We start from the raw sequence: 18,717 nt of genomic DNA, 5'->3' as shown, positions 1-18,717 counted from the left end.
TGACTCCTGTGGGAGCGGGCTTGCCCGCGAAGGCGTCAGTCGATCCGGCACATAAACATCAGATTCAATACACCCAAACCTCAACCCGCCGATTCTTGATCCTTCCCTCATCGGCGCTGTTGGCCGCCACCGGCATTTCGGCACCGAATCCGCGTATCTCGCGAAACACCACGCCGCTCTTGACCAACTCCCGCCGTACCGCCATGGCCCGCAGCTTCGACAACAGATCGGCGCGCGCCGGGTCGCTCTTGGCATCGCCAAACCCCACCAGCGTCACTTGCCCGGACATTTTGTCTTGCTGCTTTATATAGTCGAGCACTCGCGTCAGGTCTTGCCGCGCCTTGTTGTCCAGGCTGGCACTGCCTTCTTCGAAGCGAAAATTCACCGACAACCGTTGGGCATGACGACTGAGGGACTGGTATCCCTCGGGCATCAACGCATTGGGGGTAACGGCCATGGCCTGGACGGTCTGGGCAATAAAACCGTTTGCGGCGACAATCGCTTGCCCTTTGCTGCTTTGGGCATAGGCCACCAGCGCCTGGGCCCAGGGATTTTTCCCCGTCGGTGGAAGGTAAAAGAACAACCGACGGGACAGCGGATAATCTTCCGTGGCAATCAGGCTGTTGAGTGGCAGCATGGCTTGCGATTGACCGTCGACAATGGCCACGGCTTTGGCCTGGCGCACGTAGGGCAAACCGATAAAACCGATGCCTTGCGGGTCTGCGCTGACCGCATCGGACAGTTGTTCGCTGGACTCAAAGCGTTTCGCCGCGCTGCCGAGGGTTTTCCCACGGCCGCTGAGGACCAGTTCCTTGAAGGTGTCGTAGGTCCCGGACTGATCATCCCGCGCGTACAGGTGTATCGGCCCGCCGCGACCGCCGATGTCTTCCCAGGTCTTCACCTCGCCACTGAAGATGCGCGCCAGTTGCACGGTGTCGAGTTGGTTCAGCGGATTGTCCGGGTGAAGGATGATCGCCAGGCCATCGATGGCAATGACCTGTTCGGCGCTCGGGCTTTTCAGGTCACCGAGGGATTGCAGGCTCGCCAGTTCGCTGTCCTTGATCGGGCGCGACGAGGCGGCAAGATCGGCGCTGGCGGCTTTTAGCGCGGTGAAACCGGTGCTGGAACCATGGGCCGCCACCTCCACCACGACACGACGGCCCTGAACGGTTTCGCCGACGATGCGCAGTTCGTTGGCGGTGTCCGGGGTTTCGCGGTGGATCTTGCGCAGACCCTGTTCACTGAGCAGGCCCTCGACCAGTGCCGGTCCCAATGCCGCGCCGATCGTGTTGGAACCCTGGATCCGCAGCACCGGGCCGTGTTCGGGTGTCGGCAAGTCGCCGGCCGAAGCCGCCTGCGGCAAGCCCGTGCACAGTATCAACAGGAACAACACGCGCAGCATCATGCCGGCACCTTACATAGCCAAAGGAGGTGTCGGGAGATTAAGTCAGTAAGGTTTCCGAAAAATGACAAGTTGCAGTGGTGGTCCCCTGTGGGAGCGAGCTTGCTCGCGATGAGGGAGTGTCAGTCGACATCATTGTCACTGAACCACCGCTATCGCGAGCAAGCTCGCTCCCACAGAGTATTGAGGTGGCCGGGAGGGATCAGCTCAACTCAAGCCAGATCGGCGCATGGTCCGAAGGTTTTTCCATGCCACGCAGTTCGTAATCCACACCGGCGGCCTTCACCCGTGGCAGCAAGCCGTGGGAGGCGAGAATCAGGTCGATGCGCAGGCCACGCTTGGGTTCGTCTTCGAAGCCACGGCTACGGTAGTCGAACCAGCTGAAGGTGTCGGTCACGTCCGGGTTCAGGTGACGGAAACTGTCCACCAGGCCCCAGTTTTTCAGGCGGGCCATCCACTCGCGCTCTTCCGGCAGGAAGCTGCATTTGCCGGTTTTCAGCCAGCGCTTCATGTTGTCCGGGCCGATGCCGATGTCGCAGTCTTCCGGGGAAATGTTCACATCGCCCATCACCACCAGCGGCTGGTCATTCTTGAACTGGCTTTCCAGCAATTGCTGCAAGTCGCCGTAAAAACGTTCCTTGGCCGGGAATTTTGTCGGGTGGTCGCGGCTTTCGCCCTGTGGGAAATAACCGTTCATGATGGTCACCGGCACGCCATTGGCGTCGGCGAAGGTGCCCCAGATGAAGCGCCGCTGGGCGTCTTCTTCGTCGGTGGCGAAACCTTTATGCAGGGCCAGCGGCTCCTGGCGCGAGAGCAGGGCGACGCCGTAATGGCCTTTTTGCCCGTGGAAATACACGTGATAACCCAGGGCCTGAACTTCGGCCAGTGGGAACTGATCGTCGTGGACCTTGGTTTCCTGCAAGCCGATCACATCGGGCTGGTGCTTTTCGATCAGCGCCGCCAGCTGATGGGGACGGGCGCGCAGCCCGTTGATGTTGAAGGAGACGATCTTCATGGTCGGCAGTCCTGGCAAAAGGGCGATGCTAGCTGACATGTGGGAATCGGGCCAGTGTGGGGTGAGGGGATTCGGTTTTGCCAGTCAGTCTTGTGTGGGCAGTGATGGCCTCTTCGCGAGCAAGCCCGCTCCCACAGGTTATGTGCCTGACTTTGCTTTTGTGGGAGCGGGCTTGCTCGCGAAGGCGATTTCATTGCCTACACTGATTGCGGATCTGTAAGGAACTGTGTCAGCGCCGACAGGCTCGTAACAACAAGAGCGCAGCCACCCGAGCTGTGCCGGGGAGATCAACCGTCATGCCCGAAACCTCGACCGCCATCGCCGATATTCACATGCTCGACAGCGGCTACGCCCGTGAAGCGCGTTCGCTGCTGTACCAGGCTTATCGACACGAACCGACCTTCGGCTATCTGTTCGAAGCCGAGCGCCCCGGCTACGAGCAGCGGGTTCGCGCTACCGTGCGCGAACTGGTGACCCAGCACTTTCTCCAGGACCTGCCGGCCATCGGCCTGCTGGTCAACGACCGCCTGATTGGCATCGCCCTGATCGCGCCGCCGCAACGTCGCCTTGGGGTCACCGAAAGTTGGGCCTGGCGCCTGCGCATGGTGCTCAGCACAGGGTTTCGCTGTACCCGTCGCTACCTCGAATATCACGCTGCCGTGGAGGCCTGCGTGCCGAACGAGTCGGTGCACGTCCTGCCGTTGCTGGGGGTTCATCCGCAGTTCCAGGGCCAGCATTTCGGCGAACAATTGCTGCAAGCCGTGCACAACTGGTGCGCCGTGGATGAACACTCACAGGGCGTGATCCTCGATACCGGGAACCCTCGCTATCTGGAGTTCTATAAACGTCAGGGCTACGAGGAAATCGGTGAAGTTGCCGTAGGACCGGTTCGCGAGCACGTGTTTTTTCACCCCAATCCCCAGGTGTTACAAACAGCAACGGCTTGAGCAGAGAACTTTCCGGGCATGTCAGGCTCTATCACGCTCTCAAGCTCGTGATAGCATCCGCGCCTATGAAGTTTCCAGGAAGAATTACCAGCGGTGTGCTAATGCTGATTACCAGCTGCACGGCGCTGGCACAAAGTGAATTGGATGTACGGATCAAACCGTCCAATGACGAGCTGAAGGCCAATATCGAAGGCTATATCGGCAGCCTCGGCGATCGCGATGAAGAGGCGTTGCTGCGCTTCAGCCGTGGCGCCGAAGAGCAGGCGCGCAAGGCCGCCCAGGCCTTGGGTTATTACCAGCCGCACATCGACAGTGAAGTGAAGGGCGGCGAAAAGCCGCGCCTGGTACTGAAGGTCGACCCCGGCGAGCCGGTGCACTTGCGCAATGTCACGGTGCGTGTCGACGGTCCGGCAGCCTCCCTCAAGGCCTTTCGAATCCCCAAGAGCGACGCGCTCAAGCCCGGTGCCGTGCTCAACCATGGGCATTACGAGGACGCCAAGCGCCTGATCCAGAATCAGGCTTCGCGTTATGGCTTTTTCAGCGGCCGTTTCACCCGTTCAAAATTGTCGGTCGACCCCCGTGCCGGTGTCGCCGACATCGAACTGATCTATGAAAGCGGTCCGCGCTATACCTTGGGCAAGGTCAATTTCGAGGGCGATACGCCGTTCGATGACGAGCTGCTGCAACGCATGGTGCCGTTCAAGTCCGGCACGCCGTATGACTCGGAACTGATCGCCGAACTCAACCAGAACCTGCAATCGAGCGGCTACTTCGAAGGCGTGCGCGTGGACGCGGCGCCCACGGCGTCCAGGGACGAGGCGATCCCGGTGGACGTCAAGCTCGAAACCCGCAAGCCGCGGACCATGGGCCTGGGCCTGGGCTTCTCCACCGACGTCGGTCCACGGGCCAAGGCCAACTGGACCCGGCACTGGGTCAACGCGCAAGGGCACAGTTATGGCTGGGAAACCGAAGTCTCGGCACCCCGGCAAAACGTCGGGCTGTTCTACGACATTCCGCTGGACCCGCCACTGACCGACAAACTGCGTTTTGCCGGTGGCTACCAGAATGAAGAAATCGCCGATAAGGACAGCCACAGCAAGCTGCTGACCCTGGGCCCTGAGTGGCACAGCAAACTGCCCAGCGGCTGGCAACGGGTGGTGTCGCTGAAGTGGCAACGCGAGGACTACCAACTGGGTGACGACTCGGGACTCAGTACCTTGTTGATGCCAGGTGTGAGCTACTCGTACCTCAAAAGCGACAACCGCATCGACCCGCACAACGGCTATCGCCTGCAATTCGAATCCAAAGTGGCCAAGGAAGGTTTGGGCTCCGACAGCAACCTGCTCTACGGCACGGCATTGGTCAAAGGCTTGACCACGGTGTTCGATAGACACCGCTTCCTCGGGCGGGTGCAGGTCGGCGGCAGTGCCACCAACGGCTTCAAATCGGTACCGCCATCGCTGCGCTTCTTCGCCGGTGGCGATCAGAGCGTGCGCGGTTACGACTATCAGAGCCTGTCCCCGGAAAACTCCGACGGCGACCGCATCGGCGGTCGTTACATGGTGGCCGCCAGCGCGGAATATCAGTATTCCATCGCCGAAAAATGGCGGGTCGCGACCTTTGTCGATCAGGGCAATTCCTTCAACACACTTGAATTGCCGAACCTCAAGACCGGGGTCGGCATCGGCGTGCGCTGGGTATCGCCGGTGGGGCCGATCCGTCTCGACCTGGCCCATGCGCTGGACGATGAAGGCGGCATTCGACTGCACTTTTCCATGGGGCCTGAGCTGTGAAGCGCGGTTTGAAAGCAACACTGTTGACGATGGCGGCACTGGTGGCAGTGGTTGTCCTGACGCTGGCCCCGGTGCTGGGTACGGCGACGGGCAGCCGCTGGGCATTGGGTTTCGTGCCGGGCTTGACCCTGGACAACTTCCAGGGCCGGTTGGGCGGGCAGTGGAGTGCCGACCGGGTGCTGTGGCAGCAGGACAGCAACCGGGTTGAGCTGAGCAAGGTGATTTTCGCCTGGTCGCCGTTGTGCCTGACCCGCATGACCCTGTGCATCGAGCAATTGCAGGCCGATCAGGTCAGCCTGACGTTCCCGCCAGGTGCCGAAGAGCCAGACAGCGGCCCGATCACGCTCCCGGAGCTCAAGTTGCCATTGGCCATCGAACTGGGAGAGATCAAGGTCGGCAGCCTGTTGTTCAACGGCAGCGAAGAGCTCAAGGGCTTGCAACTGGCGGCGCACTGGACGACGGCCGGTTTGAAGATCGACGCGGTGTCGTTGCAGCGCGATGACCTGAGCCTGAACCTGTCCGGTCTGCTGCAACCCTCCGGCAACTGGCCCCTCAGCGCCTCCGGCAAGTTGACCCTGTTGTCGACGCCTGAACCTTTGGCGCTGGCGCTGAAAGTCGACGGCGACCTGCTCAAGACCCTGAACCTGAAAGCCGACGGCAGCGGTTACCTCAACGGGCAGCTGACCGGCGAACTGCAACCGCTGGTGGAAAACCTGCCGGCCAAGGTGCGGATCACCGCCGATGGCTTCAAGCCCGGTTCCGATCTGCCGGACACCCTGCAACTCAATCAGCTTGAGCTCACGGGGGCTGGGGACCTGAAGAACGGCTACGCGCTGCTCGGCAAAGCCACGCTGCCCGCCGAGCAAGGGCCAGTCGCCCTGGTGCTGCAAGGCAAGGTCGACGCCAAGGGCGCGCAGATCGCCACGCTGGACCTGACCGCCAACGACAAGCAGAGCCTCAAGCTCACCGGACAGCTGGATTGGAGCAAGGGCCTGAGCGCCGAGGCGAAGATCGACTGGCTGGACTTCCCGTGGCACAGGCTCTATCCGCTCATCGACGAACCGCAAGTAGCGCTTCGCACGTTCACCGGCGAAGTCTCTTACACCGACGGCAAGTACCTCGGTCATTTTGACGCGGCGGCGGATGGTCCGGCCGGCGCCTTCACCCTGGCCAGCCCGTTCGCCGGCGACCTGACGAAAATCTACCTGCAACAGATTCAACTCCAGGCCGGGCAGGGCAAGGCCGAAGGGCACCTGAACCTGCAATTCGCCGATGGCATCGCCTGGGACACCGCGCTGGACCTGTCGGCGATCAACCCGGCGTACTGGGTCGCGGAGCTGCCGGGCACACTGGCCGGGCCGTTACGCAGCACGGGCGAGATGAAAAATGAAGTGCTCAGCCTCAATGCCGACCTGGACCTCAAGGGCAAACTGCGCGGCCAACCGGCGGTAATCCAGGCCAAGGCCGATGGCCGTGGCGAGCAATGGAACCTCAATGCCCTGCAAGTTCGCCTCGGCGATAACAGCATCAGCGGCAAAGGCAGCCTGCAACAGAAACTCGCCGGCCAGATCGATCTCAAACTGCCGCGCCTGGCCCAGCTCTGGCCAGAGCTGCGCGGCCAGCTCAATGGCCGCGTGGATGTCGCCGGCACGCTCAAGGCGCCCCAAGGCAAGCTGGACCTGCAAGGCTCGCAATTGGTTTTCCAGGACAATCGCCTGCAAAGCCTGAACCTGGACGCCACGCTCGACAGTGCGCAACGGGCGAAAATCGACCTCAAGGGCAGCGGCATCCAGGCCGGTGACACTTCCCTGGGAACCCTGACCGCCAGTGGCCAGGGCGACATCAAGAACCAGAAGCTGAGCCTCGATCTGCAAGGGCCGAAGCTGAAACTGGCGCTGGGTCTGGACGGTGCGCTGGACAAAGGCAATTGGCGCGGGCGCCTGGCCAGCGGTGATATCCAGGCCGGTGGCCAGGACTGGAAGCTGCAAGGGCCGGCGAAACTCGAACGCCTGGCGGACGGCAAAATCAACTTCGGTGCCCATTGCTGGGCATCCGGCCAGGCCAGCCTGTGCGGGGAAGACTCGCGGCTGATGCCCGAGCCGAAGCTGCGTTATCACCTCAAGCAATTCCCGATCGACAGCCTCGCGCAATGGTTGCCGAAGGATTTCGCCTGGCAGGGCCGGCTCAATGCCGACCTGCAACTGGACCTGCCGGCCAGTGGCCCCAACGGCCAGGTCAGCGTCGATGCCGGCGGCGGTACGTTGCGCATCAAGGACAAGGACCAGTGGCTGGACTTCCCGTACCAGACCCTGAAGCTCACCAGCAAACTCACGCCCAAGCGCATCGATACCGAGCTCAATTTTGTCGGCGGCAAACTCGGCGAGCTGATGGTGCAGGCGCAGCTCAATCCGTTGCCAAAGAACAAACCGTTGAGCGGCTCGTTCCGCTTGAGCGGGCTGGACCTGTCGGTGGCGCGACCGTTCGTGCCGATGGTCGAGAAGCTGACCGGGCGCTTGAACGGCAGCGGCACGATTTCCGGCGGGCTTTTGGCGCCGCAGGTCAACGGCAGCCTGCAACTCAGCGACGGCGTGGTGACCGGGCCTGAATTGCCTATGGAGCTGAAAAACCTGCACGTTCAGGCGCTCATCGCCGGTGAAAGCGTGCAACTGAACGGTGGCTGGAACAGCGGCAAGGCCGGGCAGGGCAGTCTGAACGGCAACATCGCCTGGGGCCAGGCGCTGGTGGTGGACCTGGCGCTCAAGGGGTCGCAGTTGCCGGTCACCGTCGAGCCTTATGCCAAGCTTGAAGTCGCACCGGACCTGAAAATTTCAATGAAGGGCGATGAGCTGGCCATCGCCGGTAAAGTGCTGGTGCCCAGGGGCGAAATCACCATTCGTGAATTGCCGCCGTCGACGGTCAAGGTCTCCGATGACACGGTGATCGTCGGTCAGCAGACCGAGGAGGGCAAGCCACCGCTGGCGATGAAGATGGACATTGAGGTGCTGGTCGGCGAGGACAAGCTGAGCTTTGCCGGGTTTGGCCTGACAGCGAATGTGCAGGGGCATGTGCACGTCGGCGACAACATGGACACCCGTGGCGAGCTGTGGCTCAACGATGGGCGTTACCGTGCTTACGGCCAGCGGCTTTCGGTGCGCCGGGCACGTTTGCTGTTTGCCGGGCCCATCGATCAGCCGTACCTGGACATCGAGGCCATTCGCAAGACCGACGACATCATCGCCGGCATTCGTTTGAGTGGCAGCGCCGAACAACCGACCACGCAAATCTTTTCAGAACCGGCGATGAGCCAGGAGCAGGCCCTGTCCTATCTGGTGCTCGGGCGTCCGCTGAGCAGCAATGGCGAAGACAACAACATGCTCGCCCAGGCGGCCCTCGGGTTGGGCTTGATGGGCAGTTCCGGTGTGACCAGCGGCATCGCCAAGAACCTGGGCATCCAGGACTTCCAGCTCGACACACAAGGCAGTGGCGACGCCACCAGTGTGGTGGCCAGCGGTAATATTTCCGAGAAGCTCAGCCTGCGCTATGGCGTTGGCGTGTTCGAGCCGGCCAACACCATTGCCCTGCGCTACAAGCTGAGTAAAAAGGTCTACCTCGAAGCCGCCGGCGGCGTGGCCAGTTCGCTGGACATCTTCTACAAGCGGGATTTCTAGGCCCCCGCATCCTCTCAAAACCGAGTCGCTCCCATCGCGAGCAAGCTCGCTCCCACAAGGTCCAGTGCGATCCCTGTGGGAGCGAGCTTGCTCCGGGCGGCGTTCCGACGATGGCGTCAGTGTGGCCGCAACAAATCCCGACACCATTAGTCAATTATTTACCAAGCATGCTAACTATTGCGTTGACATTCGCTGCCTAGGCAGTAACATCTCGACATACATTCACTGCCTAGGCAGCTAATTGGTGGTCAGATGAAACATTTCTCTCCAGACGATTTCCACAATTGCCATCTCGGCCTGCTGCTCGGACGTGCCGCGCTGCTCAAGGACCGGATCATCGACACCCACATGGAACCCCACGGCATCACCGCCGCACAGTTCAAGGTGTTGATCATCATTGCCCAGTTCGGCATCGATTCGCCGGGCGAGTTGTGCCGCCACCTGTCCCTGGACAGCGGCTCGATGACGCGCATGCTCGATCGTCTGGAACAGAAAGGTTTCCTCGCTCGCCAACGCTCCGAGGCGGATCGCCGTCAGGTGCAGCTTGTGCTTACGGAAGAAGGGCAGAAGCTCGCCGACCGCCTGCCGCACATCGGCGCCGAAGCCATGAATGAACTGGCCGGTGCCATCACTCCGGAGGAGCTGAAAACCCTGGAGTTGATCCTGAAGAAAATTTTGGTGGCAGCCGGTGACGCGATCACCCTGCTGCGGGTAGGTGACAAATGAGCAGTAACCCCTTGCGTACCGGCCTGAGCCTGGTGCTGTTGGCCATGAGCGTCGCCGGTTGCGCCAGTTACAGCGGCCTGAAAACGGAAGGTGTCAGCCTCGACGCGAAAAACCTCAAGGCCGGGCAATCCCTCGGCGGCGTGACCTTGTCGCCCGCCGCCTGGCCGAAAAGCGACTGGTGGAAAAGCCTCGGCGATCCGCAACTCGACGGTCTGATCCGCGAGGCCCTGCGTGACAGCCCGGACATGCAGATCGCCGACGCCCGTGCCCATCAGGCCAGCGCTGCCGCTTCCGCAGCCGACGCCGAGCGGATGCCGACCCTGGATGCCAGCGCCGGTGTCAGCCGCTCGCGCCTGGCCCGGGACCAGGACCCGCGCGGGCAGGGCGACACGTATGCCACCGTGCGTAACATCAGCACCGGTTTCAATTACAACTTCGACCTGTGGGGCGGTCAGCGCGATGCCTGGGAAGCGGCCCTCGGCCAGGCCCGCGCCGCCGAAGTCGACCAGCAGGCCGCGCAATTGACCCTGGCCGCCGATGTCGCCCGGGCCTATAGCGACCTCGGCCAGGCACACATCGTCTACGACCTGTCCAACGAAGACCTCAAGCGCACCCGGCAAATGCTCGACCTGAGCCAGCGGCGCCTGACTGCCGGGATCGACAGCCAGTACCAGTTCCAGCAGACCGAAAGCCTGGAAGCCACTTCCCAGGCCAACCTGATCGACGCCGAAAAACGCTTGAACAGCGCGAAAATCGCTCTCGCGGTGCTGCTCGGCAAAGGCCCGGACCGGGGCAATGAAATTGCCCGCCCCAGCATTCTTCAACCAAGTGCGGTAGCGCTACCTTCGGTGCTGCCGGCCGAGTTGCTCGGGCGTCGCCCGGACCTGGTGGCCGCGCGCTGGCGGGTCGAGGCGGCGAGCAAAAGCATCGATGCCGGCAAAACCCGGTTCTATCCCAACCTGAACCTCAGCGCCGCTGCCGGTGCCGAATCCTTGTTGGGCGATGCGATGTTTGGATCGGCCAGCCGCTTCTTTAACATTGCACCGACGATTTCTGTGCCGATTTTCGACGGTGGCCGCTTGCGCGCCGACCTCGATTCCCGCGACGCCGATTACGACCTCGCCGTGGCGCAATACAACAAAAGCCTGGTGAAGGCGCTGGGGGATGTCAGTGACAGCATCAACCAGCTGCGCGATATCGGCCGGCAGATCGCTGCCCAGCAGCATGCCACCGACATCGCCCAGGATTCCTACAACACCGTGGTCCAGCGTTACGGTTCCGGCATCGGCAACTACCTGGACGTGCTCAGCATCGAGCAGCAATTGCTCCAGACCCAGCGCCAGCTGGCCAACCTGAATGCAGAGCAGATCGACCTGTCGATCCAGCTGATGCAGGCGCTGGGCGGCGGTTTCCAGCCTGAGGCCATCGCTTCGGCCAACGCCACGCCAGCCACGCTGACCCACTAATTCAAGGTACCTGTCATGGCCACTGCCGATACAACCCAACCTCCTGAAAACACACAAGGCAACCCCAATTCGGGCAAGCGCAAGTTCATGTTGCTGATCCTGGCCGCCGTCGTCGTGCTGAGCGGCGCGGGCGTCTGGGCCTACCACGAGTTCTACGGGCGCTGGAGCGAAAGCACCGACGACGCCTATGTGAACGGCAACGTGGTGGAAATCACTCCGCTGGTCACGGGCACCGTAGTCAGCATCGGCGCCGACGATGGCGATCTGGTGCATGAAGGCCAGGTATTGGTGAACTTCGACCCGAACGACGCCGAAATCGGTCTGCAAAATGCCCAGGCCAATCTGGCCCGTACCGTGCGTCAGGTGCGTGGCCTGTACAGCGATGTGGATGGCATGAAGGCCCAGGTCAATGCGCAGAAAGCCGAAGTGCAAAAGGCCCAGGACAACTTCAGCCGGCGCAAGAACCTCGCCGCCGGCGGGGCGATTTCCCAGGAAGAGCTGTCCCACGCCCGCGACGACCTGACCTCGGCGCAAAACGCCCTGGCCAATGCCGAGCAAAAGCTCAAGACCACCAGCGCGCTGGTGGATGACACCGTGGTTTCTTCGCACCCGGACGTGATGGCCGCCGCCGCGCAACTGCGTCAGGCCTACCTGAACAACTCACGCAGCGTCCTGATTGCACCGGTCACCGGTTACGTGGCCAAGCGTTCGGTGCAACTGGGCCAACGCGTACAACCGGGTACCGCGCTGATGGCGGTGATTCCGCTGGATCAGCTGTGGATCGACGCCAACTTCAAGGAAACCCAGCTGCGTGACATGCGCATTGGCCAACCGGTGGAGATCGAAACCGACCTGTACGGCAGCAGCGTCAAATACAGCGGCACCATCGACAGCCTCGGCGCCGGCGCCGGCACCGGCAGCGCCTTTGCCCTGCTGCCGGCGCAGAACGCCACCGGCAACTGGATCAAGATCGTGCAGCGCGTGCCGGTGCGAGTCCACGTCAACGCCCAGGAACTGGCCAAACACCCGCTGCGGGTCGGCCTGTCGACCATGGTCGATGTGGACCTGCACGACCAGAGCGGACCGGTGCTGGCGCAACAGCCGCCGCAGAAGGCTTCATTCAGCACCAACGTCTACGACCGTCAGTTGGCCGAGGCCGACGCGATGATCACCCAGTTGATCCACGACAACAGCGCCGCGGTCAGCAAAACCGCGCAACGCTGAAATGCCATTACATCGCCCCTGTGGGAGCGGGCTTGCTCGCGAAGGCGGAGCGTCAGGCGACATCCATGTTGAATGTGCCGATCTCTTCGCGGGCAAGCCCGCTCCCACAGGGATAGCTGCGTCTGTAACCGGCGCAGCGCCAGACCTGTTTCAAAGGATTCGCGATGAGCAATAACGCGTCTTTCACACCGCCCAGCCTGCTGCTCAGCACCATCGGCCTGTCGCTGGCGACCTTCATGCAAGTGCTCGACACCACCATCGCCAACGTGGCGCTGCCGACGATCTCCGGCAACCTGGGCGTGAGCTCGGAGCAGGGCACCTGGGTCATTACCTCGTTTGCCGTGAGCAACGCCATCGCCTTGCCCCTGACCGGTTGGCTCAGTCGGCGTTTTGGCGAGGTGAAGCTGTTTGTCTGGGCGACGCTGCTGTTCGTGCTGGCTTCGTTCTTGTGCGGGATTTCCACCTCGATGCCCGAGCTGGTGGGCTTCAGGGTGCTGCAAGGGGTGGTGGCCGGGCCGCTGTACCCGATGACCCAGACCCTGCTGATTGCGGTTTACCCCCCGGCGAAACGGGGGCTGGCGCTGGCACTGTTGGCGATGGTCACGGTGGTCGCGCCGATTGCCGGGCCGATCCTCGGCGGCTGGATCACCGACAGCTACAGCTGGCCGTGGATTTTCTTCATCAACGTGCCGATCGGCCTGTTCGCGGCCTGGGTGGTGACCCAACAGATGAAAAAGCGCCCGGTGGTCACCAGCCGCCAACCGATGGACTACGTCGGCTTGATCGCGCTGATCATCGGCGTCGGGGCTTTGCAGATCGTGCTCGACAAGGGCAACGATGCCGACTGGTTCGAATCCAGCTTCATCGTGATCGGCTCGGTGATTTCGGTGGTGGCCCTGGCGTTCTTCGTGATCTGGGAAATGACCGACGAACACCCGGTGGTCAACCTGCGGTTGTTTGCCCATCGCAACTTCCGCTACGGCACCATCGTGCTGATCCTGGGTTATGCCGGATTCTTCGGGATCAACCTGATCCTGCCGCAGTGGCTGCAAACGCGGCTGGGCTACACCGCGACCTGGGCCGGTTTTGCCGTGGCCCCGCTGGGGATCCTGCCGGTGCTGCTGGCGCCGTTTGTCGGCAAATACGCGCCGAAATTCGACATGCGCCTGCTGGCGGGCGGGGCGTTCCTGGCCATCGGCCTGAGCTGTTTCATGCGCGCAGGCTTTACCAATGAGGTGGACTTCCAGCACATCGCCATGGTGCAGCTGTTCATGGGGATCGGCGTGGCGCTGTTCTTCATGCCGACCCTGACCATCCTGCTCTCGGACCTGCCGCCGAGCCAGATTGCCGACGGTTCGGGGCTGGCGACATTCTTGCGGACCCTGGGCGGCAGTTTTGCGGCGTCGTTGACCACCTGGATCTGGATTCGCCGGGCGGATCAGCATCACGCCTACCTGACCGAAAGCATCACCCCCTTCGATCCGGCGACCCGCGAAACGCTGACCAACCTCGGCGGGGCAGGGGTCAAGGCCTATACGCAGCTGGACCAGATGGTGATCAGCCAGGCGTACATCATGTCCACGGTGGATTACTTCACCTTGCTGGGCTGGATGTTCATGGGGCTGATATTGATTGTCTGGCTGGCCAAGCCACCGTTTACCGCCAAGGCGGGGCCTGCGGCGTCTGCCGGGCACTAACAAGCACTGCAGAACCCCTGTGGGAGCGGGCTTGCTCGCGATGGCGGTGGATCAGTCAACAGAGATGTTGAATGTTAATCCGCTATCGCGAGCAAGCTCGCTCCCACAGGGATCTCCTACAGCCTTCAGTTCGTGGGAGGTGCCAGTTGCGGTGGCGGAGTGAAGTCAAAGGGCGCCAGCGCAAACCCCTGCTCATCCACCTGCAACGCCCACCCTTGGCGATCCCAATCCCCCAGCACAATGCGCTTGGCCGCTTGCTCGCCAAGCTGCAACTTGTGAATCGCGGGACGGTGGGTGTGCCCGTGGATCAAGGTCTTCACGCCGTATTCCTGCATGATCCGCGGAATCTCTTCGGGCGTGACATCGACGATGTCGTTGGCCTTCATCCGCGTTTGCGTGCGGCTTTCACTGCGCAGCTTGCGCGCCAGCTTGTGCCGGGTGCGCAGGGGCAGATGCCGCAGGATGAACAGGCTGATCGGGTTGCGCAGGTAGCGACGCAGCTTCATATAGGCTTCGTCGCGGGTGCAGAGGCTGTCGCCGTGCATCAGCAGCACCGGCTCGCCGTTGAACTGCACGACGCTCGGATCCTTCAACAAGGTGCAGCCGGCTGCTTTGCAGAAGGCCTTGCCGAGCAGGAAGTCGCGATTGCCGTGCATCAGGAAAATGGCCGTGCCGCTGTCGCTGAGGTCGCGCAGGGCCTGGCAGATGGAGCGCTGGAAGGGGGTCATGGCGTCGTCGCCAATCCACACCTCGAAGAAGTCGCCCAGAATGTACAACGCACTCGCCGAGCGGGCGCGTCCGGCGAGCAAATCCAGAAACGCCCGGGTAATGTCCGGGCGCGCATCGATCAGATGTAAGTCTGAAATCAGCAATATCACTCAATGATCTCGGCTTTCTCGATGATCACGTCGTCTGCCGGTACGTCCTGGTGGCCGGACTTGGACGTGGTGGCCACGCCTTTGATCTTGTCGACAACGTCGGTGCCGGCGGTCACTTTACCGAATACCGCGTAGCCCCAGCCCTGAACGTTCTTGCCGCTGTGGTTCAGGAAGCTGTTGTCCGCCACGTTGATGAAGAACTGTGCGGAAGCCGAATGCGGCTCCATGGTGCGGGCCATGGCGACGGTGTATTTGTCGTTGGAAAGACCGTTGTCGGCTTCGTTCTGGATGCTTGGGCGCTTGTCTTTCTTTTCTTTCATGCCTGGCTCGAAACCGCCGCCCTGGATCATGAAGTTGCCGATGACACGGTGGAAAACGGTGTTTTCGTAGTGACCGGCTTTAACGTACTCAACGAAGTTGGCCACGGTGATCGGGGCTTTGTCGGCGTTCAGTTCGAGGACGATGTCACCGAAGTTGGTAGTCAGTTTGACTTGGGTCATGATCGTTACTCACTAGAGGAATTCGTGGTGTTGGAACATCTCGTCCCGCCACCGGTTCAGCCTTTTTGGCCAAGGTGCGCAGTTTAGCGTGCCAGACGCGAATTTCGAGGCTGTTTTTTCATTTACGGCCTATTAAATACGACGGTTTACAGAGTGCGCTCTGTCAGGTACTTGACGGCATCGGCTATGATAGCGCCTTTGTTTTGTCCGGCCTTCATTACGGCCACGCACTTGTACGTTCAAGGATCCTATGAGCAAGCCCACTGTCGACCCTACCTCGAATGCCAAGACCGGCCCTGCCGTGCCGGTCAACTTCCTGCGGCCGATCATCCAGGCAGACCTGGACTCGGGCAAGCACACGCAGATCGTCACCCGTTTCCCGCCTGAACCCAACGGCTACCTGCACATCGGCCACGCCAAGTCGATCTGCGTGAACTTCGGCCTGGCCCAGGAGTTCGGCGGCGTCACGCACCTGCGTTTCGACGACACCAACCCGGCCAAGGAAGACCAGGAATACATCGACGCGATCGAAAGCGACGTCAAATGGCTGGGCTTCGAGTGGTCCGGTGAAGTGCGCTACGCCTCGCAGTATTTCGACCAGTTGCATGACTGGGCGGTGGAGTTGATCAAATCCGGCAATGCCTACGTCGATGACCTGACCCCGGAGCAAGCCAAGGAATACCGTGGCAGCCTGACCGAGCCGGGCAAGAACAGCCCGTTCCGCGACCGTTCGGTTGAAGAAAACCTGGACCTGTTCGCCCGCATGAAGGCCGGTGAGTTCAAGGACGGCGCACGGGTGCTGCGGGCCAAGATCGACATGGCCTCGCCGAACATGAACCTGCGCGACCCGATCATGTATCGCATTCGCCATGCTCACCACCACCAGACCGGTGACAAGTGGTGCATATACCCGAACTACGACTTCACTCACGGTCAGTCGGACGCCATCGAAGGCATCACCCATTCGATCTGCACCCTGGAGTTCGAAAGCCACCGTCCGCTGTACGAATGGTTCCTCGAGCACTTGCCGGTGCCGGCCGCCCCGCGTCAGTACGAGTTCAGCCGCCTGAACCTGAACTACACCATCACCAGCAAGCGCAAGCTCAAGCAGCTTGTGGATGAAGGTCACGTCAACGGCTGGGACGACCCGCGCATGTCCACGCTGTCGGGTTTCCGCCGCCGTGGCTACACGCCAAAATCGATCCGCAACTTCTGCGAAATGATCGGCACCAACCGTTCCGACGGCGTGGTGGACTTCGGCATGCTCGAATTCAGCATCCGTGACGACCTCGACCACAGCGCCCCGCGCGCCATGTGCGTACTGCGTCCGCTGAAAGTCGTGATCACCAACTACCCGGAAGGCCAGGTCGAGAACCTCGAACTGCCGTGCCACCCGAAAGAAGACATGGGCGTGCGCGCACTGCCGTTCGCCCGGGAAATCTATATCGACCGTGAAGACTTCATGGAAGAGCCGCCGAAGGGCTACAAGCGCCTGGAGCCGGCCGGTGAAGTGCGCCTGCGTGGCAGCTACGTGATCCGTGCCGACGAAGCGATCAAGGACGCCGATGGCAACATCGTCGAACTGCGCTGCTCGTACGATCCGGACACCCTGGGCAAGAACCCGGAAGGCCGCAAGGTCAAAGGCGTGATCCACTGGGTGCCGGCCGCTGCCAGCGTCGAGTGCGAAGTGCGCCTGTACGATCGTCTTTTCCGTTCTCCGAACCCGGAGAAGGCCGAAGACAGCGCCAGTTTCCTGGACAACATCAACCCTGACTCGCTGCAGGTACTCACCGGTTGTCGTGCTGAGCCTTCGCTGGGCAATGCACAGCCGGAAGACCGTTTCCAGTTCGAGCGCGAAGGTTACTTCGTCGCCGATCTCAAGGACTCGAAACCAGGTCAGCCGGTATTCAACCGTACCGTGACCCTGCGTGATTCGTGGGGCCAGTGATTTAGCGTCAAGGGAAATAACGTGCTAACGATCTACAACACGCTCACCAAGAGCAAAGAAGTCTTCAAGCCGCTCGATGGCAACAATGTGCGCATGTACGTGTGCGGCATGACCGTGTACGACTACTGCCACATTGGCCACGGCCGCAGCATGGTCGCGTTCGACCTTGTGACCCGCTGGTTGCGCTTCAGTGGCTACAACCTGACTTATGTACGCAACATCACCGACATTGAAGACAAGATCATCAATCGGGCCAAGGAGAACGGCGAGCCGTTCGACGTGTTGACCGAGCGCATGATCACCGCGATGCACGAGGACGAGGCGCGCCTCAATATCCTCAAGCCGGACATGGAGCCGCGGGCCACCGATCATATCGCTGGCATGCAGAGCATGATCCAGACCTTGATCGACAAGGGCTACGCCTACGCCCCGGGCAATGGCGACGTGTACTACCGCGTCGCCAGGTTCTTGGGCTACGGCAAGCTGTCGCGCAAGAAGATCGAAGACCTGCGCATCGGCGCACGGATCGAAGTCGACGAGTCGAAACAGGACCCGCTGGACTTCGTGCTGTGGAAAGCCGCCAAGCCGGGCGAGCCGAGCTGGGAATCGCCATGGGGCGCCGGGCGTCCGGGCTGGCACATCGAGTGCTCGGTGATGTCGACTTGCTGCCTGGGTGAAACCTTCGACATTCATGGCGGCGGCAGCGACCTCGAGTTCCCGCACCATGAAAACGAAATCGCCCAGAGCGAAGCGGCAACCGGCAAGACCTACGCCAACGCGTGGATGCATTGCGGCATGATTCGCATCAATGGCGAGAAGATGTCCAAGTCCTTGAACAACTTCTTCACCATTCGCGACGTGCTCGACAAGTACCACCCGGAAGTCGTGCGTTACCTGCTGGTGTCGAGCCACTACCGCAGCGCCATCAACTATTCGGAAGACAACCTCAAGGACGCCAAGGGCGCCCTGGAGCGTTTCTACCACGCGTTGAAAGGCCTGCCGAATGTTGCCCCTGCTGGCGGCGAAGCCTTCGTCGAGCGGTTCACCACGGTGATGAACGACGATTTCGGTACGCCGGAAGCCTGCGCGGTGCTGTTCGAGATGGTCCGCGAGATCAACCGTTTGCGTGAGAGCGATCTCAACGCTGCGGCCGGTCTGGCGGCCCGTTTGAAAGAATTGGCCAGCGTGTTGGGTGTGTTGCAGCTCGAAGCCGATGACTTCCTGCAGGCCGGCGCCGAAGGGCGCGTGGATGCAGCTGAAGTCGAGGCGCTGATTGCAGCGCGCCTGGCGGCACGTGCCGGCAAGGACTGGGCCGAATCCGACCGCATCCGCGACCAGCTCACCGCCATGGGTGTGGTGCTGGAAGACGGCAAGGGCGGCACGACCTGGCGTCTGGCTGACTGATTGCCTGATCTGCTGTAAAACAAAACCCGCCTTGTGCGGGTTTTTGTTT

Annotated in this window: 13 protein-coding genes; 9 read left to right on the top strand and 4 right to left on the bottom strand. The window is 61.6% G+C overall.

The window, feature by feature from the left end; translation table 11 throughout:
• Positions 1-64: 64 nt before the first annotated feature.
• Positions 65-1,405, bottom strand: coding sequence for a phosphate ABC transporter substrate-binding/OmpA family protein (locus PMI34_RS02655; RefSeq protein WP_008053615.1), 1,341 nt, complete (start codon positions 1,403-1,405; stop codon positions 65-67).
• A 199-nt stretch (positions 1,406-1,604) separates the two neighbouring features.
• Complete coding sequence (xthA, locus tag PMI34_RS02660; protein ID WP_008053614.1) at positions 1,605-2,417, bottom strand: exodeoxyribonuclease III; 813 nt, start codon at positions 2,415-2,417, stop codon at positions 1,605-1,607.
• A 296-nt stretch (positions 2,418-2,713) separates the two neighbouring features.
• Here xthA and PMI34_RS02665 point away from each other — a divergent pair, with 296 nt between their 5' ends.
• The 7 genes from PMI34_RS02665 to PMI34_RS02695 all read left to right on the top strand — a co-directional run bounded on the left by PMI34_RS02665 (position 2,714) and on the right by PMI34_RS02695 (position 13,938).
• Entirely contained in the window at positions 2,714-3,364 is a 651-nt protein-coding gene (locus tag PMI34_RS02665; RefSeq protein WP_008053613.1) for a GNAT family N-acetyltransferase, read from the top strand.
• 65 nt (positions 3,365-3,429) lie between these two features.
• Positions 3,430-5,157 carry an autotransporter assembly complex protein TamA gene (locus PMI34_RS02670; RefSeq protein ID WP_032829910.1) on the top strand — a complete coding sequence of 576 codons (1,728 nt, stop codon included), beginning with the start codon at positions 3,430-3,432 and terminating at the stop codon, positions 5,155-5,157.
• Positions 5,154-8,825: a translocation/assembly module TamB domain-containing protein gene (locus PMI34_RS02675; RefSeq protein ID WP_008053611.1), complete on the top strand. Its 3,672-nt coding sequence runs from the start codon at positions 5,154-5,156 to the stop codon at positions 8,823-8,825. Before PMI34_RS02670 ends, PMI34_RS02675 begins: the two co-directional genes overlap by 4 nt.
• A gap of 252 nt (positions 8,826-9,077) precedes the next feature.
• Positions 9,078-9,551: a MarR family winged helix-turn-helix transcriptional regulator gene (locus PMI34_RS02680; protein WP_008053610.1), complete on the top strand. Its 474-nt coding sequence runs from the start codon at positions 9,078-9,080 to the stop codon at positions 9,549-9,551.
• Positions 9,548-11,017 carry an efflux transporter outer membrane subunit gene (locus PMI34_RS02685; protein ID WP_008053608.1) on the top strand — a complete coding sequence of 490 codons (1,470 nt, stop codon included), beginning with the start codon at positions 9,548-9,550 and terminating at the stop codon, positions 11,015-11,017. Before PMI34_RS02680 ends, PMI34_RS02685 begins: the two co-directional genes overlap by 4 nt.
• 15 nt (positions 11,018-11,032) lie before the next feature.
• Positions 11,033-12,241, top strand: coding sequence for an HlyD family secretion protein (locus PMI34_RS02690; RefSeq protein WP_008053607.1), 1,209 nt, complete (start codon positions 11,033-11,035; stop codon positions 12,239-12,241).
• A 164-nt stretch (positions 12,242-12,405) separates the two neighbouring features.
• The gene (locus tag PMI34_RS02695) at positions 12,406-13,938 is read left to right on the top strand and encodes a DHA2 family efflux MFS transporter permease subunit (protein WP_008053606.1); all 1,533 of its coding nucleotides are present in this window, start codon (positions 12,406-12,408) and stop codon (positions 13,936-13,938) included.
• Between the two features lie 125 nt (positions 13,939-14,063).
• On the opposite strand, the gene lpxH is transcribed toward PMI34_RS02695, so the two are convergent.
• Entirely contained in the window at positions 14,064-14,816 is a 753-nt protein-coding gene (gene lpxH, locus PMI34_RS02700) for a UDP-2,3-diacylglucosamine diphosphatase (protein ID WP_008053604.1), read from the bottom strand.
• Entirely contained in the window at positions 14,813-15,316 is a 504-nt protein-coding gene (locus tag PMI34_RS02705; protein WP_008053603.1) for a peptidylprolyl isomerase, read from the bottom strand. Before PMI34_RS02705 ends, lpxH begins: the two co-directional genes overlap by 4 nt.
• A gap of 250 nt (positions 15,317-15,566) precedes the next feature.
• Here PMI34_RS02705 and PMI34_RS02710 point away from each other — a divergent pair, with 250 nt between their 5' ends.
• Both PMI34_RS02710 and cysS read left to right on the top strand, forming a co-directional pair.
• Positions 15,567-17,264, top strand: a complete 1,698-nt coding sequence (locus PMI34_RS02710; protein ID WP_008053602.1) for a glutamine--tRNA ligase/YqeY domain fusion protein — start codon at positions 15,567-15,569, stop codon at positions 17,262-17,264.
• 21 nt (positions 17,265-17,285) lie between these two features.
• Positions 17,286-18,668, top strand: a complete 1,383-nt coding sequence (cysS, locus tag PMI34_RS02715; RefSeq protein ID WP_008053599.1) for a cysteine--tRNA ligase — start codon at positions 17,286-17,288, stop codon at positions 18,666-18,668.
• Positions 18,669-18,717 lie beyond the last annotated feature (49 nt).

The sequence above is a fragment of the Pseudomonas sp. GM74 genome, assembly GCF_000282455.1.
GTDB lineage: Bacteria > Pseudomonadota > Gammaproteobacteria > Pseudomonadales > Pseudomonadaceae > Aquipseudomonas.
Note: the sequence above shows the minus strand (reverse complement) of the source record. Positions and strands in the feature narration are given on the sequence as shown.